Here is an 18,482-nt window from a genome sequence, read left to right as displayed (position 1 = left end):
TGAAGTCAGAGCCTGTTTATATCTGGTTAAGCCAGAATCAAGTACTATTCTCTGAATGTTTAGGCGAAAATAGGATCTGTGGCACCTGATGCCATATAATTTAGCCATAACGGATGCTCATAGAGCGTTTTTTGGTGAACAGGAGATTCAAATGATTTTACGTGTACTGGCCGTTTCGCTGGTTGGATTCACTCTGGCTGGCTGTGTTAATGATAGCTCCCTCTCCGGGGATGTTTACAGTGCGTCTGAGGCGAAACAGGTACAACAAGTCACCTACGGCACCATTGTGAACGCACGCCCGGTGCAGATTCAGGGTGGTGACGAGAACAACGTGATCGGTGCTCTTGGCGGTGCGGTACTGGGTGGCTTCCTCGGTAACACCGTAGGTGGCGGCTCGGGTCGTTCTCTGGCGACTGCGGCAGGTGCCGTAGCCGGTGGCGTTGCCGGTCAGGGTGTTCAGGGTTCGATGAACAAATCCCAGGGCGTTGAGTTAGAGATCCGCAAAGATGACGGCAGCACCATTATGGTGGTCCAGAAACAGGGCAACACTAAGTTTGCCGCTGGCCAACGTGTCGTGCTGGCAAGCAACGGCAGCCAGGTGACCGTCTCCCCGCGTTAATGACATTATGGGCGTGGTCTTACGATCACGTCCATTTACCCTACACAACACTCACGTGAATATATTAACAATATACATTCACCCAGCATATAGTTAATATCCGCTTATCTTGTTCCTGCGCAAAGTATTCCCCCGGCCTTCATGAGATTATTCGCAAACCCCTTTTATCTCTTTGTTAATTTAATACAATGCCTATGGTTGCGATGAGACGTTATATAAATAATAATTATGTTCGGTTCTTTCTGGGATGCTTTATTGTCATCGGGATTTTACACTCTCTTTTTATAGGTCTTGAAGAAAAGGTTTCGTCTTTTTCGCCGCTTTTATTTCCGATGCTGACCATATTTTTACTGGTTTTTCACCTCTTTATTGCCTGTTTTATGGTAATGAAGTACTGGTGCGACAGACAGCGCTTATATCTGCTCGCCTTTGCCTTCGCCTATGTCGGCTCCGCTATACTGATGGCGGGGACGCTTTCCAGCTACCCGGCATGGCTCGACCAGCACCAGTTCAACGTCGTCAACTATAACGATGCGATGATCTTCTTTACCTTCCGTCATCTGTTGATGTCGGTGCTGTTTATCGCTTCGGGCCTGCTTTACTTTATCCGTAGCAGACCGCTGTCACGGACGTTTCATCTCTCTGTCATTGTGGGCGCCACTCTTTTTACTGGCATGGTCGTGACCCTGGCCTGGTTTTATTCCAGCTATTCACCTTTGTTATCAATAGACTTGGTTGATAATGAAACCCGGCAATATATGCTGCTGTGGAAACAGGAGATAAACATTGTCTTAATTCTCTTTTGGGTTGTTTCATTAGCAACGCTGATGATTATTACCCGCGTGCGCAATATGTTTTGGGTCGGCGGGAATTTTTTATGTGTCTGCTATCTCGCAACCCTTGGAATGTTGTATTTGGGTGGTCACGCGGAAGATATCTCCTGGTATCGTGCCCGGTTATTTGAAACCGTCGCAACGCTGCTGATTATTTTCGTCCTCCTGTATGACGTATTTAATCTGTATCGTAACTCGCATCTGAAGTATCAACAGTCATACCAGAACTCAATACGCGATCCCCTGACCCGTCTCTACAATCGAAGCTATTTTTACGACGCGTTGAACCAGTCGCTGCGCACGGCAACAGAGGCGCACCCGATCTCGGTTATTGTGAGCGATCTCGATCGTTTTAAACGTATTAATGACAACTACGGGCACCTGCAGGGAGATAAGGTGCTGCAGTTTGTCTCCCGGCTGTTGATGGATTCGGTACGGCCACAGGACATCGCGGCGCGAATCGGTGGGGAAGAGTTTGTTCTGATGTTAACCCATACCTCTTCCGACGCAGCCCGTCAGGTTGCGGAGCGGATACGGTTAAAACTGAGCAGCTTCGACAAAGCCAGCTCGGAGGGCCAGCTTCCCGAGCCCATCACTATCAGTATGGGCGTGTTCACCACCACGTCGTCGAAAACCAGTGCGGAAGAGTGCGTCGAACGGGCAGATAAGGCGATGTACGAGGCGAAAGAGACCGGGCGTAACCGGGTTGTCGTGTTCCGTTAAAGAAAAAGCCTTGCGTTCGCAAGGCTTTTTTAAAGGTCAGTCACGGGATTGTAGCTCGTGGATATTGCTTTCCAGCCGGGCGACCAGCGAGATCAGCAGTTCCAGTTCAGCGGGGCTGATCCCGGAGAGGATCTCACCGCGCGTTTTGCTGATCACGGCTTCCATCTCTGTGATGATCGGTGTGGCTTTTTCGGTAAGCTTAATTCGCTTGGCACGACGATCGCTGGCGCAGGTCTGACGCGAGATCAGTCCCTTATCTTCCAGTTGATCGAGCGTTCGTACCAGGGATGGCTGCTCGATGCCAATCGCTTTTGCCAGTTGGATCTGTGACTGGTCGGGCGGCAGCTGATGGATATTATGCAGCGTGACCCAATGCGTCTGTGTCAACTCCAGAGGTTTCAGGCGATGGTCAATCAGAGCACGCCAGATGCGTACTAACCTTGCCAGATCAGAACCTAGTGGCGATTCCAATTTCATCTCCTTATAATTAGCTTGCTAAGTTATTATACTGATTTTAGAATAGTGTGCAGCATTTATATTGCCAAAACAAATGCAATACGGGTCTAAAACTTGATGGTCGTCTGTTTTACACTGAGTTCAGGCGCCCCCGGGCGTTATGCGACTGCTATTTTGGTCACTTCCCCCTTTGCAAAGGAACCGGCTCGTGAATTTCACGTTTAACGCCACGGGGTTACCGCTTCAGGATTTGATTGTCGGCGCCTCAGTTTACTTCCCTCCCCTGTTCAAGGCGGTGATGCTGGGTTTTATTATCTGGCTCGTCACCCACCGCTTACTGCGCGACTGGATGTATTCCGGTGAAATCTGGCATCCCATGCTGATGGATCTTTCGCTGTTTGTGCTGGCAGTATGCCTGGGTCTGGCTATGCTGATTGTGTGGTGACTATGCATATGAAAACAATCAAATATTTTTCATCATTACTTGTTCTGGTCCTGGCGCTAATCGCGGGCTGGTGGTTATGGAATTATTATATGCAGTCGCCCTGGACCCGTGACGGCAAAGTGCGCGCCGAGCAGGTCAGCGTGACGCCGCAGGTGTCCGGCACTATCACCAGCCTGCTGGTTAAAGATAACCAGTTTGTTCATGCGGGTGAGGTACTGTTTTCTGTCGATGAGACCCCTTATCACATCGCGGTCCTCAACGCCGAGGCGCAGCTGGCGAAATCCCAGTCCGATCTTGCGAAAGCCAATAACGAAGCCAACCGCCGCCGCCATCTGTCACGGAACTATATCTCCGCCGAAGATCTGGATACCGCCAATATTAACGTCAAAGCGATGCAGGCCAGCGTCGCGGTGGCTGAAGCGACCCTCAAGCAGGCCCAGTGGCAGCTGACCCAGACGGTGGTTAAAGCCCCGGTTGACGGCTGGGTCACCAATCTTTCCACCCGTCCGGGCGATTACGCCACCACCGGCCAGCCGGTCTTTGCGCTGGTCGACAGCCATTCGTTTTACGTGGTGGGCTATTTTGAAGAGACCAAACTCCGACATATCCGCGAGGGTGCTCCGGCGCAGATCGTCCTCTACAGCGGCTCGAGAACCCTACAGGGGCATGTATCCAGTATCGGACGCGCCATCTACGATCAAAGCGTCGAGACCGATTCAGGCCTGGTGCCTGACGTTAAACCCAATATTCCCTGGGTGCGGCTGGCACAACGTATCCCGGTGCGTATCGCCTTTGACCAGCTGCCGACGGATCTGACCCTGGTCTCCGGCACAACCTGCACCGTCTCCATCGGAACCGCCCGGTGAACTGGCGCAACCTTCCGTGGCTCAGGGCAACCCCGGCGCAGTGGCGCTATGCCCTGCGCAACGGGATTGCGATGTGTCTGGCCCTCACCGTCGCCTATTGTCTCAATCTGGATGAACCCTACTGGGCGATGACCTCGGCGGCGGTGGTTAGCTTCCCGACCGTCGGGTGGGTGATCAGCAAAAGCCTGGGCCGGGTGGCGGGCAGCCTGCTGGGGGCCACCGCGGCGCTGATCATTGCCGGACATACCCTCAACGACCCATGGCTGTTTCTGTTCAGCATGGCGGCGTGGTTGGCTATTTGCACCTGGGCCTGCGCCCACTTCAGCAATAACGTCGCCTACGCCTTCCAGCTGGCGGGTTACACCGCGGCGATCATCGCCTTCCCGGTGATCAATATTCTCGACATCACCCAGCTGTGGGATATTGCCCAGGCCCGGGTGTGCGAAGTCATTATCGGCATCCTGAGCGGCGGCGTGATGATGATGATCCTGCCCAGCACCTCCGACGGCACCACCCTTATCAGCGCCCTGAAAGCGATGCACGCCCGGCTGCTGGAGCACGCCAGCCTGCTGTGGCAGCCCGACAGTAACGACGCTATTCGTCTGGCCCATGAAAAGGTCATCGCTCAGATCCTGACCATGAACCTGCTGCGCATTCAGGCCTTCTGGAGCCACTACCGCTTTCGTCGGCAAAATGCCCTGCTCAACTATCTGCTCCATCAGCAGCTGCGGATGACCAGCGCTATCTCCAGCCTGCGCCGCATGCTGTTGAACTGGCCCAACCCGCCTGCCCATACCCGGGAAGTCATCGATCGGCTGCTCGCCGCCCTCGCCCGTCCCGATGCCGATTTTTATACCGTTGCCCGCATTATTGCCCCGCTCAGACCGGGCGACGACGGCGACTACCGGCATCGCGCCGTCTGGCAGCGGCTGCGCTATTTTTGCCGCCTGTATCTGCGCAGCAGCCGCTGGATAGCCGCGGTGGAAGCGGCCACGCCGGTGACCGAGTTTGCCGTCCCGCGCAGCCCGGCGCTGGCAAGGCATACCGATAACCTGGAGGCCCTGTGGAGCGGCTTTCGCACCTTTTGCGCCCTCAGCCTGGTGGGCGCCTGGACCATTACCGCCCAGTGGGATGCCGGGGGTGCCGCCCTGACGCTGGCGGCGATCAGCAGCGTGCTCTACTCGGTGGCGGCCTCGCCCTTTAATTCACTCACGCTGCTGCTGCGGACGCTGATCCTGCTCTCGCTGTTCAGCTTTGTGGTCAAATTTGGCCTGATGGTGCAAATCTCCGATCTGTGGCTGTTCCTGCTGTTTCTGTTTCCGCTGCTGACCACCATGCAGCTGCTTAAACAGCAGATGCCCGCCCTTGCCGGGCTGTGGGGGCAGCTGATCGTCTTTATGGGGTCGTTTATTTCAGTGACCAACCCGCCGGTGTATGACTTTGCTGATTTCCTCAACGACGACCTGGCGAAAATTCTTGGCGTGGGGCTGACGTGGCTGGCCTTTGCGGTACTCAGGCCGGGCTCGGATGCGCGGAAAAGCCGCCGTCATATCCGGGAGCTGCGACGGGGGTTTGTCGATCAGCTCAGCCGCAGGCCGCAGCTGAGTGAAAATGGTTACGAATCGCTGGTGTATCACCATGTGAACCAGCTCAACAGCAGTAAGGATGCGCTCTCGCGCCGCTGGCTGCTGCGCTGGGGGGTAGTGCTGCTCAACTGCAGCCATGTGGTCTGGCAGCTGCGAGGCTGGGAGACCCGCTCGGATCCGCTGGCGCAGGTGCGGGATGTCGCCGTGTCACTCCTGCGCGATATCATGAGCGAGCGCGGAGTACAGCAGCGGCCGCTGGCCGCCACCCTTGATGAGCTTCAGCGTATCTGCGTCACCCTGGGGCATCATCCGCAACCGGCCGGGCAGGAGCTGGCAGCCCTGATCTGGCGACTACACTGTTCGCTATCCCAGCTGGAACAGGCGCCCGCTCCGGGCACCCTGACCGATCAGATCACACCGCAGGCGTAGCGTTCACCGCCACCGCCGAGCGGTTTGGGCTGATCCGACATATTATCCCCGCCGACGTGGATCATCAGCGCCTTACCTTTGACCTCATCCAGCTTTTTCAGACGCGGCGCGACCACCGGGTCGGTAGCTTTACCGTCATTGTTCACCACCAGCGCAGGGAGATCGCCGAGGTGGCCCATCCCTTCCGGCCCTTCATGCTTGCCGGTGTTCTGGGGATCGAGGTGTCCGCCCGCGGCCTCAGCGGCGGCCGGTTTGCCCTCTTTCATGGCCGGTTCGCAGGAGCCTTTGGCATGGACGTGATAACCGTGTTCGCCCGGTGGGAGGGCTTTAAGATCGGGGGAGAACTCCAGTCCTTTATCCGTTTCGGTAATTTTCACCGTCCCGATGGACTGACCTATCCCCTGTGAGGTGACGAGGTTCATTTTTACTTCTTCACTGGCAGCCTGCGCACCTGCACAGACCACCAGCGTCAACGCTGCCAGAGTAAAACGCTTCATATGACCTCCTTCGGTTATTTTTTGCCCCTTAAGTTTATACCAGGGGCAATGATTTCACCGGGAAATCAGACAAATACGGAATTACGGCACGTCGTAACCCAGCGCGGCTTTACGGATGCGGAACCACTGCTGGCGCGTCATCTGCAGCTTCTCTGCGGCGAGGGCTGAACGCACGCGCTCGATTTTACCGGAACCGATAATCGGCAGCGGCTGGGATGGCAGACGTAAAATCCAGGCGTACACCACCTGCTCGATGGTTTCGGCATTCAGCTCCTGCGCCACCTGAGCGAGTTCATCGCGCAGCGGCTGGAAAGCGTCGTCATTAAACAGACGACCGCCGCCGAGGCAGGACCAAGCCATCGGACGGATGCGCAGCTGCTGAAGCTGGTCGAGGGTGCCATCCAGCAGCAGCGGCTGGTAAACCGGCGAAATCTCAACCTGGTTGGTCGCCAGGGTGAACGGCAGGCGCGATTGCAGCAGGGTAAACTGCGCCGGGGTAAAGTTGGAGACGCCGAAATGACGCACCTTGCCGCTCTGATGCAGGGCGAGGAAGGCCTCAGCGACTTCATCAGCATCCATCAATGGATCGGGGCGGTGAATCAGCAGCAGGTCAAGATAATCGGTCGCCAGATTGGTGAGGGACTGCTCTGCACTGCGGATAATATGGTCGCGGTCGGTGATGTAGTGGCCGATCGCATGCTCCGCTTTGGCCGTGGTGGCGATGCCACATTTGGTGACGATCTCCATCCGCTGACGCAGCGCGGGAGAGAGCTTCATCGCCTCGCCGAAGGCGGCTTCACACTGATAACCACCGTAGATATCGGCATGGTCGACGGTAGTGATCCCCAGCTCAAGATGTTCTTCAATAAAGCTGACCAGCTGTTGGGCGGACATATTCCAGTCCATCAGACGCCAGTAACCCATCACAAAACGGGAAAACTCCGGGCCCTGCGGGGCAAGGGTAATACGCTGAACCATAGCAATTTCCTCAAAAAAAGTCTGGGGAGAGTATACGCATTTACGGCGCTAAAAAAGTGAGGGTTGCTGCGGTTCTTCGGTTTCGGGGGCTTTGTTTGCGCGCAATTTACGCAAAAGACGCTGACGGCACAGGCGCAGGACCTCCTGCTTCTGCGCATCGCTGAAGGCTTGCCAGTTAAAACGCTCCTCCCGCGTGCGCATGCAGCCGCGACAAAAACCTCGCTCGTCAGACTGGCAGATACCCCGGCACGGGCTCTGGACGGGAAAGAACTCCAGTTGTTCAGCCACACGACCCTCCCAAAACCCAAGATTGAGTAAAGTGAAGACCTTAAGTCCGGGTAACGCAAGAGGTCAACCACAGAATTGTGGCATTAAGGTTTCACTAATCTTCGCTCCCTATACTCGCCTCATCACTACGATCTGGTTTAACGATGATGCTGACCCTTAAAAAGTTACAGTGTAACGATACAAAATTTACGCTGGGCTGTGCGCTCTTATTTACCCTGTTGAATGCCCTGTTTATTCATCGCAGCTGGCAGGTGATCTCTCCCGCCCGGCTGCATGACGTGCTTTTCGCCCTCACGGTGCCGCTGGTGCTGTTCTGCGGCTGGGTTATTGTATTCAGCATCCTGAATATCCCCCTGATCCGTAAACCGCTGCTGGTGCTGCTGACCCTCGGCTGCGCGGCGGCAACCTGGTTTATGTTCACCTACGGGGCGGTGATTGACCAGAACATGATGGTCAACGTCTTTGAGACCAACTCTCAGGAGGCCACGGCGCTGCTCACCCCGCAGCTGGTGCTGTGGCTGGTTGTCGCCGGTCTGGTGCCTTCCGTCGTGCTGGCGTTGATCCGCATCCGCCCCGGTAAATGGTGGCAGACGCTGTTAATGCGTCTCGCGGCTATTCTCGCAAGTCTGGTGGTCATCGTTCTGGTGGCAGCGGTCTTTTATAAGGACTATGCCTCGCTGTTCCGCAATAACAAAGGCATCGTCAAGATGGTGACCCCGGCCAACTACGTCAGCGCCATCGCCAAATACAGCAAGGCGCGCTGGTTTGCCGGTGACCAGACCTTGATCCGTCTCGGTGAAGATGCGCGTAAAGGCCCGCTGCTGCTGGCGCAGCAGAAAAAAACCGTGCTGGTGCTGGTGGTCGGGGAAGCCTCCCGGGCGGAAAACTATTCCCTGAACGGTTATAACCGTGATACCAACCCTGAGCTGAAAAAAGAGAATGTGATTAACTTCCCGCAGGCCTCCTCCTGCGGCACCGAAACCGCCGTCTCCGTGCCCTGCATGTTCTCCGGGATGCCGCGCAAAAAATACGACGCCGACCTGGCGCATCATCAGGAAGGTTTGATGGATGTGCTGAATCACGCCGGGATCAACCTGCTGTGGCGGGATAACGACGGCGGGTGTAAAGGCGCCTGCGATCGCATCCCGCACACCGACATGACCCAGTGGAAGCTGGACCAGTTCTGTAAGGACAAATCCTGTATTGACGACGCGGATCTGTATCGCCTGGACGACACCCTGGATGGCCTGAAACAGGATACAGTGCTGGTGATCCACCTGATGGGCAGCCACGGCCCGGCCTACTATCAGCGTTACCCGGAGCAGTACCGTCGCTTTACCCCGACCTGCGATACTAATGAGATCCAGGACTGCGATCATCAGGCGCTGATGAATACCTACGACAATACTATTCTCTATACCGACAGCGTGGTGAGTCGAACCATCGATGCCCTGAAAGCGCGTCAGGCAACGATGAACACGGCGCTGGTCTATCTCTCCGATCACGGTGAATCGCTGGGGGAAAACGGCCTCTATCTGCACGGCACGCCGTATATGCTGGCCCCGGAGCAGCAGACGCACATTCCGTTTATGTTCTGGCTCTCAAAGGACTACAAACAGAACTTCGGCGTTGACGAGCAGTGCCTGCGCGACCAGGCGGCGAAAGAGACGGTATCGCAGGACAATCTGTTCTCCACGGTGTTGGGGATGATGAACATCCGGACGTCGGTCTATCAGCCGCAAATGGATCTGCTCGCCCACTGCCGTCAAACTTAACGCTTGCATTAGACCGATTGGTCTACTACATTGACGACATGAATAAGCATACTGAACATGATACACGCGAACACCTTCTGGCGACCGGCGAGCGGCTGTGCATGCACCGCGGGTTTACCGGAATGGGGTTGAGCGAACTGCTGAAAACCGCCGATGTGCCGAAGGGGTCGTTCTATCACTACTTCCGCTCCAAAGAGGCGTTTGGCGTTGCTTTGCTGGAGCGCCACTATGCGGGCTACCATCAGCGTCTGGCTACGCACTTCGCCACTGGCAAGGGCAACTGTCGCGATCGTGTTCTGGCTTATTACCAGGAGACGCTGGCTCAGTTCTGTGCTCAGGGCATTATCAGCGGCTGTCTGACGGTTAAACTCTCAGCCGAAGTCTGCGATCTTTCCGAAGATATGCGCACGGCGATGGATAAAGGCGCCACGGGCGTGATCGCCCTGCTGGCACAGGCACTGGCGAAAGGGAATGATGAAAAGTCACTGACCTTCGTCGGCGAACCGCTCACCCAGGCCCAGGTGCTCTATTCCCTGTGGCTGGGCGCTAACCTCCAGGCCAAAATATCCCGCAGCGCGCTGCCGCTGGAGAGCGCACTGGACCATGTGAAGAACATTCTTGCAACGCCTGGCGTATAACAGGCGTTTTTATTTCACTAATTACTAGACGACCGGTCTACTCAGGAGCCACTATGTCAGCCGAAAAATTATTCACCCCGCTTAAAGTGGGCGCGATCGTTGCACCCAACCGTGTCTTTATGGCACCCCTTACCCGTCTGCGCAGCATCGAGCCGGGCGATATTCCAACGCCGCTGATGGGCGAATACTATCGCCAGCGCGTCAGCTCGGGCCTGATCATCTCTGAAGCTACCCAGATCTCCGCCCAGGCCAAAGGCTATGCTGGTGCCCCTGGCCTGCACAGCCCGGAACAGATCGCGGCGTGGAAGAAGATCACCGACGGCGTGCATGCCGAAGAGGGTCGCATCGCGGTCCAGCTGTGGCACACCGGTCGTATCTCTCACAGCAGCATCCAGCCTGGCGGCGAGGCTCCGGTTTCTGCTTCTGCCCTCAATGCGGGCACCCGCACCTCCCTGCGTGATGAAAACGGCCATGCGATCCGCGTCGACACCACCACGCCGCGCGCGCTGGAGCTGGACGAGATCCCGGGCATCGTTAACGATTTTCGTCAGGCGGTCGCCAATGCTCGTGAAGCCGGTTTCGACCTGGTCGAACTGCACGGTGCCCACGGCTATCTGCTGCACCAGTTCCTGTCACCGTCTTCTAACCAGCGTACCGACCAGTACGGCGGCAGCGTAGAGAACCGCGCCCGTCTGGTGCTGGAGGTGATTGATGCCGTATCACAAGAGTGGAGCGCCGATCGCATCGGGATCCGCGTTTCGCCAATCGGATCCTTCCAGAACGTCGACAACGGCCCGAACGAAGAAGCCGACGCGCTCTACCTGATTGAAGAGCTGGCCAAACGCGGCATCGCCTATCTGCACATGTCTGAGCCAGACTGGGCCGGCGGCGAGCCTTACACCGACGCCTTCCGCCAGAAAGTGCGCGACGTTTTCCCGGGCGTGATCATCGGTGCCGGTGCCTATACGCCAGAGAAAGCAGAAGATTTGATCAACAAAGGGCTGATTGACGCCGTGGCCTTTGGCCGCGCCTACATCGCCAACCCGGATCTGGTGGCGCGCCTCGAGCGCAAGGCCGAGCTGAACCCGCAGCGTCCGGAGAGCTTCTACGGCGGCGGCGCGGAAGGTTATACCGATTATCCTTCTTTATAATCCCTTCATTGATAGCGGCGACAATTCGCCGCTATACTAAAACATCGTTTCTGTTCAAGATGATAAAAAGCTAAGAGGATAATATGCGCCTACTTCACACCATGCTGCGCGTTGGCGATCTGCAACGTTCCATCGAGTTCTACACCAATGTGCTGGGCATGACCCTGCTGCGCACCAGCGAAAACCCGGAATACAAATACTCCCTCGCCTTTGTCGGTTACGGCGAAGAGAGCGAAGAAGCGGTGATTGAGCTGACTTACAACTGGGGTGTTGATAGCTACGAGCTGGGTACCGCCTACGGCCATATCGCGCTGGAAGTGGATAACGCCGCGGAAGCCTGCGAGCGTATCCGTAGCAACGGCGGCAACGTCACCCGTGAAGCGGGTCCGGTTAAAGGCGGCACCACGGTGATTGCGTTTGTCGAAGATCCAGACGGTTACAAAATCGAACTGATCGAAGCCAAAGACGCCGGTCGCGGTCTGGGCAACTGATCCTGACGGGCGCGCCATGCGCCCGTTGTTTTACTGCATCCCATTGCAAAATTTGCCATAATGCCCACTGCTTTTTTCCCCTTGTAAGAGATCCAGATGTCCGATAACGCTCAACTTACCGGTCTGTGCGACCGTTTTCGTGGTTTTTATCCTGTCGTCATTGATGTCGAAACCGCTGGATTTAATGCCAAAACCGATGCGCTGCTGGAAATTGCCGCCATCACGTTGAAAATGGATGAGCAAGGCGATCTGCTGCCGGACTCCACGCTGCATTTCCACGTCGAACCTTTCGAAGGGGCGAACCTGCAGCCGGAGGCGCTGGCGTTTAACGGCATTGATCCGCATAACCCACTGCGCGGGGCGGTCAGTGAATATGAGGCGCTGCATGCCATTTTCAAAATGGTCCGCAAGGGCATGAAAGACCAGAACTGTAATCGCGCGATTATGGTGGCGCATAACGCGACCTTCGATCACAGCTTTATGATGGCCGCCGCCGAGCGCGCCTCCCTGAAGCGTAATCCGTTCCACCCGTTTGTGACCTTCGATACCGCCGCATTAAGCGGGCTGGCGCTGGGGCAAACCGTGCTGTCGAAGGCCTGCATTACCGCCGGTATTGAGTTTGATGGCACCCAGGCGCACTCTGCCCTGTACGATACCGAGCGCACCACAGAGCTGTTTTGTGAAATTGTGAACCGCTGGAAACGCCTCGGCGGCTGGCCGCTGCCGGAAGCCGACAGCAACGCATAAAAAAAGCGACCTTGTGGTCGCTTTTTTATTTACCGGGCCCGATAAATCACTCGGCGCCTGGCTCTTCAGATTTGTATTTCGCAGCCGTCTCTTTGATCAGCTGTTGCAGTTCACCGCGCTGATACATTTCAATCAGGATGTCGCAACCGCCAACCAGCTCACCGTCAACCCACAGCTGTGGGAAGGTCGGCCAGTTTGCGTATTTTGGCAGCTCAGCGCGGATATCCGGGTTCTGCAGAATATCAACGTAAGCAAAACGTTCGCCACAGGCAGACAGCGCCTGGACCGCCTGAGCGGAGAAACCACAGCTTGGCAGTTTCGGAGAACCTTTCATGTACAGCAGGATCGGGTTTTCAGCAATCTGCTGCTGAATTTTTTCAATAGTAGTGCTCATGTTTTGCTTCCTTTAACTTCTGTTACGGCAATCGTCTGACATTGTAGCGTTTCAGACCGACAACGGAAAATAACATTTTTGTCACTTATATGATTTTACCGCGCGTCCCTTAAAGATGCATTCAGAACCTAACTTATCGCGAGATTACCTGCGGTTTTGTTCACCTAATGCACAAAACGCCGCTGCGAAATTGTGATTTTTTGCGCTCGCTAACGAAACACAGTTTTAGATGCAAAAAGTTTATTAACGTTGGGCCTTTTTATAGATTAGAATCGACGAGTTTTGTAAATCATAAGCAGGTTTATTTATAACCTGCAATTACCAGGGGATTGCCCAGTGGCGCGAATAAATAAATTCTCGATCACGCTCTGTGCTTTGCTGTTTACTTCTCTCACATTCACGCCGGTGGCTAACGCCTCAGAGCAGGCGCGGCCTTCTGCCGCGCATAAAACGCATCTGGCGAAAGCGACCGAACCTAAGAAAAAAAGCAGTACCAGCAAAACCACAAAAAAAGAGAGCACCAGTAAAAAGAGCAGCACCAAAAAAAGCCTCGCTAAAACACAGTCAACGCATTCCAGCAAAAAAAGCCGCACCACCTCCCGCAACGCCAGCCGAACCACGCAAACCGCCTCCCGCGTTGTGACAGAAAAATGCACCACCCGTAAAGGGCGTAAAGCGCAGTGCGTAAAAACCAGCAAGACCACGACTCTTGCCGAAGCGCATAAAGTCCGGGTGCAGAAAGCGCAGAAAACGGCAATGAATAAGCTGATGGGCCAGATCGGCAAACCTTATCGCTGGGGCGGTTCCTCTCCGCGTACCGGCTTCGACTGCAGCGGTCTGGTTTATTACGCCTATAAAGATCTGGTTAAATTCCGCATTCCGCGCACCGCTAATGAAATGTACCACCTCCGTGACGCCTCTCCGGTCGATCGCGGTGAGCTGGAGAGCGGCGATCTGGTGTTCTTCCGCACCCAGGGCCGCGGTACCGCCGATCACGTTGGCGTGTACGTGGGTAACGGCAAATTCATTCAGTCCCCGCGTACCGGCCAGGACATTCAGATCACCTCCCTCAGCGAAGACTACTGGCAGCGTCATTACGTTGGCGCACGTCGCGTGATGAAGGCCAACACCCTCCGTTAATCCCCTGCCCCGCCGGTACGCCTGCGGGGTAAGTTCCTCTTTTGCATAATCTTTCAATTTGCTACTCTATCCCTTCATTCAGTAGGGCTATTGAATGGATCACTATAATAAGGAGAGAAGCAATGTCGTTTGAATTACCTGCATTACCGTATGCAAAAGACGCCCTGGCCCCGCACATCTCTGCGGAGACCCTGGAGTACCACTACGGCAAACACCACCAGACCTATGTCACCAACCTGAACAACCTGATCGGCGGTACCGCCTTTGAAGGGAAAACCCTGGAAGAGATCGTACGCACGTCAGAAGGCGGCGTGTTTAACAACGCCGCTCAGGTGTGGAACCATACCTTCTACTGGCATTGCCTGGCGCCCAATGCCGGCGGCGAACCGACGGGTGAACTGGCGGCAGCCATTACTGCTGCGTTCGGCAGCTTTGCGGAATTTAAAGCGAAGTTTACCGATGCGGCGGTGAAGAACTTTGGCGCAGGCTGGACTTGGCTGGTAAAAGAGGCCGACGGCACACTGGCGATCGTCTCTACGTCTAATGCGGGAACGCCGTTAACCACTCGCGCTATTCCGCTGCTGACCGTCGACGTCTGGGAACATGCGTATTACATCGATTACCGTAATGCGCGCCCGAATTACCTCGAGCATTTCTGGGCGCTGGTAAACTGGGAATTTGTGGCGAAGAACTTCGCGGCATAATAAAAACGCCGAAGGGAACTCCTTCGGCGTTATTTTTATTCGGTAGCGCAAACCGGCTCGGGTTGTTTTCGTTCCGAGGCAAAGACCAGAATAAGCCCCAGGCCTGCAATAATGGCCCCCATCACCGGAACAAAGCTGTAGCCCATCCCGCTGGAAATGACCGCCCCACCGGCTGCCGCCCCCAGCGCATTCCCAAGGTTAAAGGCACCGATATTCACCGACGACGATAACCCCGGCGCATCGCTGGCCACGCGCATAACGCGCATCTGCAAAGGCGGTACCACCGCAAAGGTCGCCATGCCCCACACCACCATCGCCACGGCCGCGCCCACTTCATTACGCGCCAGCCACGGAATAGCCAGCATGATGACGATCAGCAGGAGTAAAAAGCCTTTCAGGGTGCCGCTCACAGATTTGTCCGCCAGCTTGCCGCCCAGGTAGTTGCCAATGGAAAAACCGACGCCAATCAGCACCAGCATGGCGGTGATAAAGGCCGGAGTCGCCTGGTTGATGTCATGCAGCACCGGGGCAATGTAGGTGTAGAGCGTGAACATCGCGCCAGCCCCGAGCACGGTGGTCAGCAAGGCAGACAGCACCTGCGGACGCAGCAGCACCGCCAGCTCTTTGCGCACCTCCGGTTTTTCGCCCGCCCCGCCAGCCGGCAGGGAGAAGAACAACGCAATCATCGAAACCACGCCCAGCAGCGCGGTCGCCAGGAAGGACATCCGCCAGCCAATCGCTTCGCCCATCCAGGTTGCGGCCGGCACCCCACCGATATTGGCGATGGTGAGGCCCATAAACATGGTGGCGACAGCGCTGGCCTGCTTATGCTTCGGCACCACGCTGGCGGCGACTACCGACCCGAGGCCAAAGAAGGCGCCGTGGTTCAGGCTGGTCAGAATACGCGACAACATCAGGGTGGTGTAATCCGGCGAGAGCGCCGACAGGACGTTACCGACGGTAAAGATCGCCATCAGGAAGATCAGCGCATTGCGACGCCCGCGATGGGACAGCAACAGGGTCATCAGCGGCGCACCCACCATCACGCCGATGGCGTAGGCGCTGATCAGCATGCCCGCAGCGGGAATAGAGACATCTACCCCCCGGGCAATAACCGGTAGCAGGCCCATCGGGGAAAATTCGGTTGTGCCGATACCAAAGGCACCAATGGCCAGGGCCAGCAGCGGAAAATTAATTCTCATACTTCAACTCCAGACACCGTGTCGTCAGGCGACACAGAACAATGAAGGCGAAAGCATGACACCAATCACAAAAAATGAGAAGTTAACAATTTGGCAAAAGATTTTTGCAGGGCGCGTAACAATCAGCAGAAGGAACGAGGGAGAGCTGACCTCTCCCGCATCAATCAGTGCAGTGCCGCCGTCAGACCGCTGGCAACAATCAGACTCAGAACAATAATGGTGGTAATCAGCGAAAACTTAAGATCGGTACTCATCAATTTTTCTCCTTTTAATCACCCTATTAAGAGTGAGCCTGCTCATTTTTACACAGTTCAGGGTAAAAATCTTGCTGGATTTAGATTGATATCGGTTTTTGCTCTTCCCCTTTTGGCCAAGATAAGACAAAATTCCACGCTAAATTTATTAGCGTACCGGCCATTGACCCCCTCCTGACGTCCTGTGTCGTTTTCCCGGCGTACCGCAATTCAAATTGCGCAATTAGGGCGAGTGAAGGCAAACGTTTACCTATTGGTTTTTCAGGAGCTTAGATATGGTCTGGAGTGACATCTGATGGCAACAATTAAAGACGTGGCGAAACGCGCAAACGTTTCCACTACAACCGTATCACATGTTATTAACAAAACCCGCTTTGTTGCGGAAGAGACCCGCAACAACGTCTGGGCGGCCATTAAAGAGCTGCACTACTCTCCCAGCGCCGTGGCCCGCAGTCTGAAGGTGAATCACACCAAATCGATCGGCCTGCTGGCGACCAGCAGCGAAGCGCCCTATTTCGCAGAAATTATTGAAGCAGTAGAGAAGAACTGCTTCCAGAAAGGCTACACCCTGATCCTCGGCAACGCCTGGAACAGCCTCGAAAAACAGCGGGCCTATCTGTCGATGATGGCGCAGAAGCGCGTCGACGGTCTGCTGGTGATGTGTTCCGAATACCCGGAATCCCTGCTCACCATGCTGGAAGAGTACCGCAATATTCCAATGGTAGTGATGGACTGGGGCGAAGCGAAGGCCGACTTTACCGACTCGGTAATCGATAACGCCTTCGAAGGCGGCTACATGGCCGGTCGTTATCTGATTGAACGCGGCCACCGTGAAATCGGCGTGATCCCCGGGGCGCTGGAGCGCAACACCGGGGCCGGGCGTCTGGCGGGCTTTATGAAAGCGATGGAAGAGGCGTTAATCACGGTGCCGGAAAACTGGATCGTGCAGGGCGACTTTGAGCCGGAGTCCGGCTACCGCGCCATGCAGCAGATCCTTTCCCAGAGCCCGCGTCCGACCGCCATCTTCTGCGGCGGGGATATTATGGCAATGGGTGCACTCTGTGCCGCCGATGAGATGGGCCTGCGCGTCCCGCAGGACGTTTCGCTGATCGGGTATGATAACGTGCGCAACGCACGCTTCTTTACCCCGGCGCTGACTACCATTCACCAGCCGAAAGATTCGCTGGGTGAGACCGCCTTCAACATGCTGCTGGACCGTATCGTTAACAAACGCGAAGAGTCCCAGTCGATTGAAGTGCATCCGCGCCTGATCGAGCGCCGCTCCGTCGCGGACGGTCCGTTCCGCGACTACCGCCGTTAATCCTCTCCGGGAGTCAGTACCTCTGGCTCCCGCAGCCACTCCCGGTTCATCGTTTCACTGTCTCCCAGATAATCCAGCAGCCAGGCCAGGGCCGGTGACATATCGTTTTGTTGCCAGGTCAGGCAGCACGCCGCATCCGGGAAGGGATTTTCCAGCGACAGCGCCACCCATTTGCCGCTGTCGATCCACGGACGGGCAAAGTGCACCGGCACCATCCCCACGCACAGCCCGGCCGAGAGGCAGGTGGCTGACGATTCCCAGTCCGGGGTGACGATCCGCCGCTGGTTATCCAGCAGCCAGGTGATGCGTTTCGGCAGCGAGCGGGAGGTGTCTTCGCGCACCAGCGAGGGCCAGTTGCGCAGGGTATCATCGCTGAGCGGCCCTTCCATGGCGGCCAGCGGATGATGGCTGGCGACCACGCAGATCCAGCTCAGCGTACCCATATCGCGAAACGCATAGCGCCCCCCGACCGGGATCGCCTGGGTGGCGCCGATCGCCATTTCCACCCTGCCGTCCGCCAGCGCGTCCCAGACGCCGTTAAAGACCTCCTGGGACACCCGCAGCTCGACGTCCGAAAAGTGGCGGTAAAAATCGACAATCATCTGTCGGGTACGCTCGGGGCGGACGATATTGTCCACCGCAATGGAGATATGTCCGCGCCAGCCGTTGGCAATCTGCTGGCACTGTTCGCGGGTGATCTGCATTTTTTTGATAACAGACCGTCCCTCTTTCAGAAACCACATCCCGGCAGGGGTAAGCTCCACGTCACGGTGACGCCGCTCAAACAGCGGCACCGCCAGCCACTCTTCCAGTTGACGCACGGTGTAGCTGATGGCGGACGGAACGCGATGCAACTCCTGCGCTGCTCCGCTGAAGCTGCCGTTACGCGCGACGGCATCCACCACTTCAAGAGAATATTCTGACCACATTTTCTGCCTGCAAAAT

21 protein-coding genes are annotated in these 18,482 nt (G+C 56.1%); 13 read left to right on the top strand and 8 right to left on the bottom strand.

From position 1 onward, the window contains the following. Positions 1-151 precede the first annotated feature (151 nt). Positions 152-619, top strand: coding sequence for an outer membrane lipoprotein SlyB (gene slyB / locus GNG27_RS10635; protein ID WP_156263641.1), 468 nt, complete (start codon positions 152-154; stop codon positions 617-619). A gap of 194 nt (positions 620-813) precedes the next feature. Continuing rightward, positions 814-2,175 carry a GGDEF domain-containing protein gene (locus GNG27_RS10630; RefSeq protein WP_156263640.1) on the top strand — a complete coding sequence of 454 codons (1,362 nt, stop codon included), beginning with the start codon at positions 814-816 and terminating at the stop codon, positions 2,173-2,175. Positions 2,176-2,211: 36 nt separating this feature from the next. Here the strand turns inward: GNG27_RS10630 and slyA are convergent, their stop codons facing one another. Continuing rightward, a complete protein-coding gene (gene slyA / locus GNG27_RS10625; protein WP_156263639.1) occupies positions 2,212-2,652 on the bottom strand; it encodes a transcriptional regulator SlyA in 441 nt (146 codons plus the stop codon). Positions 2,653-2,839: 187 nt separating this feature from the next. On the opposite strand from slyA, the gene GNG27_RS10620 reads away from it, so the two are divergent. The 3 genes from GNG27_RS10620 to GNG27_RS10610 are packed head-to-tail and all read left to right on the top strand — an operon-like array spanning position 2,840 to position 5,957. Then, entirely contained in the window at positions 2,840-3,076 is a 237-nt protein-coding gene (locus GNG27_RS10620) for a DUF1656 domain-containing protein (protein WP_231312506.1), read from the top strand. A 2-nt stretch (positions 3,077-3,078) separates the two neighbouring features. Beyond that, on the top strand, positions 3,079-3,942 hold the full coding sequence (locus GNG27_RS10615) for an HlyD family secretion protein (protein ID WP_156263638.1): 864 nt from the start codon (positions 3,079-3,081) through the stop codon (positions 3,940-3,942). Beyond that, positions 3,939-5,957, top strand: coding sequence for an FUSC family protein (locus GNG27_RS10610; RefSeq protein ID WP_156263637.1), 2,019 nt, complete (start codon positions 3,939-3,941; stop codon positions 5,955-5,957). The genes GNG27_RS10615 and GNG27_RS10610 overlap by 4 nt, the downstream gene beginning before the upstream one ends. Here GNG27_RS10610 and sodC read toward each other — a convergent pair. The 3 genes from sodC to GNG27_RS10595 all read right to left on the bottom strand — a co-directional run bounded on the left by sodC (position 5,936) and on the right by GNG27_RS10595 (position 7,720). After that, positions 5,936-6,454, bottom strand: coding sequence for a superoxide dismutase [Cu-Zn] SodC (gene sodC / locus GNG27_RS10605; protein WP_156263636.1), 519 nt, complete (start codon positions 6,452-6,454; stop codon positions 5,936-5,938). The genes GNG27_RS10610 and sodC overlap by 22 nt on opposite strands. An 81-nt stretch (positions 6,455-6,535) precedes the next feature. Continuing rightward, positions 6,536-7,432 (bottom strand): aldo/keto reductase family oxidoreductase, encoded by an 897-nt coding sequence (locus GNG27_RS10600; protein ID WP_156263635.1) that lies wholly within the window; start codon positions 7,430-7,432, stop codon positions 6,536-6,538. A gap of 48 nt (positions 7,433-7,480) precedes the next feature. Next, entirely contained in the window at positions 7,481-7,720 is a 240-nt protein-coding gene (locus tag GNG27_RS10595) for a DUF1289 domain-containing protein (RefSeq protein ID WP_142489233.1), read from the bottom strand. A 146-nt stretch (positions 7,721-7,866) separates the two neighbouring features. Between GNG27_RS10595 and eptA the strand changes: the two genes are divergently transcribed. From eptA to rnt, 5 genes are all read left to right on the top strand, one after another. Next, positions 7,867-9,495, top strand: coding sequence for a phosphoethanolamine transferase EptA (gene eptA, locus GNG27_RS10590; RefSeq protein WP_156265110.1), 1,629 nt, complete (start codon positions 7,867-7,869; stop codon positions 9,493-9,495). A gap of 38 nt (positions 9,496-9,533) precedes the next feature. Then, on the top strand, positions 9,534-10,133 hold the full coding sequence (locus GNG27_RS10585) for a TetR/AcrR family transcriptional regulator (protein WP_156263634.1): 600 nt from the start codon (positions 9,534-9,536) through the stop codon (positions 10,131-10,133). A gap of 53 nt (positions 10,134-10,186) precedes the next feature. Then, a complete protein-coding gene (locus GNG27_RS10580; protein WP_142489231.1) occupies positions 10,187-11,284 on the top strand; it encodes an alkene reductase in 1,098 nt (365 codons plus the stop codon). 83 nt (positions 11,285-11,367) lie between these two features. Further along, the gene (gene gloA / locus GNG27_RS10575; protein ID WP_142489230.1) at positions 11,368-11,775 is read left to right on the top strand and encodes a lactoylglutathione lyase; all 408 of its coding nucleotides are present in this window, start codon (positions 11,368-11,370) and stop codon (positions 11,773-11,775) included. 96 nt (positions 11,776-11,871) lie between these two features. Next, positions 11,872-12,522 carry a ribonuclease T gene (gene rnt, locus GNG27_RS10570; protein ID WP_142489229.1) on the top strand — a complete coding sequence of 217 codons (651 nt, stop codon included), beginning with the start codon at positions 11,872-11,874 and terminating at the stop codon, positions 12,520-12,522. A 46-nt stretch (positions 12,523-12,568) separates the two neighbouring features. Here rnt and grxD read toward each other — a convergent pair whose 3' ends face one another. Beyond that, positions 12,569-12,916 (bottom strand): monothiol glutaredoxin 4, encoded by a 348-nt coding sequence (grxD, locus tag GNG27_RS10565; protein ID WP_032617810.1) that lies wholly within the window; start codon positions 12,914-12,916, stop codon positions 12,569-12,571. A 336-nt stretch (positions 12,917-13,252) separates the two neighbouring features. On the opposite strand from grxD, the gene GNG27_RS10560 reads away from it, so the two are divergent. Both GNG27_RS10560 and sodB read left to right on the top strand, forming a co-directional pair. Further along, entirely contained in the window at positions 13,253-14,056 is an 804-nt protein-coding gene (locus GNG27_RS10560; RefSeq protein WP_142489228.1) for a C40 family peptidase, read from the top strand. Positions 14,057-14,178: 122 nt separating this feature from the next. Next, the gene (gene sodB, locus GNG27_RS10555) at positions 14,179-14,760 is read left to right on the top strand and encodes a superoxide dismutase [Fe] (RefSeq protein ID WP_142489227.1); all 582 of its coding nucleotides are present in this window, start codon (positions 14,179-14,181) and stop codon (positions 14,758-14,760) included. A gap of 35 nt (positions 14,761-14,795) precedes the next feature. Here sodB and GNG27_RS10550 read toward each other — a convergent pair whose 3' ends face one another. Together GNG27_RS10550 and GNG27_RS10545 are read right to left on the bottom strand one after the other, a co-directional pair. After that, a complete protein-coding gene (locus GNG27_RS10550; RefSeq protein ID WP_142489226.1) occupies positions 14,796-15,962 on the bottom strand; it encodes an MFS transporter in 1,167 nt (388 codons plus the stop codon). Between the two features lie 164 nt (positions 15,963-16,126). Further along, on the bottom strand, positions 16,127-16,216 hold the full coding sequence (locus tag GNG27_RS10545; protein ID WP_106993692.1) for a YnhF family membrane protein: 90 nt from the start codon (positions 16,214-16,216) through the stop codon (positions 16,127-16,129). Between the two features lie 295 nt (positions 16,217-16,511). Between GNG27_RS10545 and purR the strand changes: the two genes are divergently transcribed. Continuing rightward, positions 16,512-17,537: an HTH-type transcriptional repressor PurR gene (gene purR / locus GNG27_RS10540; RefSeq protein WP_142489225.1), complete on the top strand. Its 1,026-nt coding sequence runs from the start codon at positions 16,512-16,514 to the stop codon at positions 17,535-17,537. Here purR and punR read toward each other — a convergent pair. Then, positions 17,534-18,466, bottom strand: coding sequence for a DNA-binding transcriptional activator PunR (gene punR, locus GNG27_RS10535; RefSeq protein WP_156263633.1), 933 nt, complete (start codon positions 18,464-18,466; stop codon positions 17,534-17,536). The genes purR and punR overlap by 4 nt on opposite strands. Positions 18,467-18,482 lie beyond the last annotated feature (16 nt).

Origin of the sequence: Leclercia sp. 119287 (assembly GCF_009734485.1) — a bacterium.
Classification (GTDB): Bacteria; Pseudomonadota; Gammaproteobacteria; order Enterobacterales; family Enterobacteriaceae; genus Enterobacter; species Enterobacter adecarboxylatus_C.
The sequence above is the reverse complement of the archived record's forward strand: the minus strand, read 5'-3'. Positions and strand labels throughout refer to the sequence as shown.

Bases quoted from the DNA above. Each gene is read 5' to 3' on its own strand.
- rnt (WP_142489229.1), top strand. From the start codon at position 11,872: ATGTCCGATAACGCTCAACTTACCGGTCTGTGCGACCGTTTTCGTGGT.
- GNG27_RS10600 (WP_156263635.1), bottom strand. From the start codon at position 7,432: ATGGTTCAGCGTATTACCCTTGCCCCGCAGGGCCCGGAGTTTTCCCGT.
- gloA (WP_142489230.1), top strand. From the start codon at position 11,368: ATGCGCCTACTTCACACCATGCTGCGCGTTGGCGATCTGCAACGTTCC.
- GNG27_RS10580 (WP_142489231.1), top strand. From the start codon at position 10,187: ATGTCAGCCGAAAAATTATTCACCCCGCTTAAAGTGGGCGCGATCGTT.
- purR (WP_142489225.1), top strand. From the start codon at position 16,512: ATGGCAACAATTAAAGACGTGGCGAAACGCGCAAACGTTTCCACTACA.
- GNG27_RS10545 (WP_106993692.1), bottom strand. From the start codon at position 16,216: ATGAGTACCGATCTTAAGTTTTCGCTGATTACCACCATTATTGTTCTG.
- GNG27_RS10550 (WP_142489226.1), bottom strand. From the start codon at position 15,962: ATGAGAATTAATTTTCCGCTGCTGGCCCTGGCCATTGGTGCCTTTGGT.
- GNG27_RS10615 (WP_156263638.1), top strand. From the start codon at position 3,079: ATGCATATGAAAACAATCAAATATTTTTCATCATTACTTGTTCTGGTC.
- eptA (WP_156265110.1), top strand. From the start codon at position 7,867: ATGCTGACCCTTAAAAAGTTACAGTGTAACGATACAAAATTTACGCTG.
- GNG27_RS10585 (WP_156263634.1), top strand. From the start codon at position 9,534: ATGAATAAGCATACTGAACATGATACACGCGAACACCTTCTGGCGACC.
- GNG27_RS10630 (WP_156263640.1), top strand. From the start codon at position 814: ATGGTTGCGATGAGACGTTATATAAATAATAATTATGTTCGGTTCTTT.
- sodB (WP_142489227.1), top strand. From the start codon at position 14,179: ATGTCGTTTGAATTACCTGCATTACCGTATGCAAAAGACGCCCTGGCC.
- grxD (WP_032617810.1), bottom strand. From the start codon at position 12,916: ATGAGCACTACTATTGAAAAAATTCAGCAGCAGATTGCTGAAAACCCG.
- punR (WP_156263633.1), bottom strand. From the start codon at position 18,466: ATGTGGTCAGAATATTCTCTTGAAGTGGTGGATGCCGTCGCGCGTAAC.
- sodC (WP_156263636.1), bottom strand. From the start codon at position 6,454: ATGAAGCGTTTTACTCTGGCAGCGTTGACGCTGGTGGTCTGTGCAGGT.
- slyB (WP_156263641.1), top strand. From the start codon at position 152: ATGATTTTACGTGTACTGGCCGTTTCGCTGGTTGGATTCACTCTGGCT.
- slyA (WP_156263639.1), bottom strand. From the start codon at position 2,652: ATGAAATTGGAATCGCCACTAGGTTCTGATCTGGCAAGGTTAGTACGC.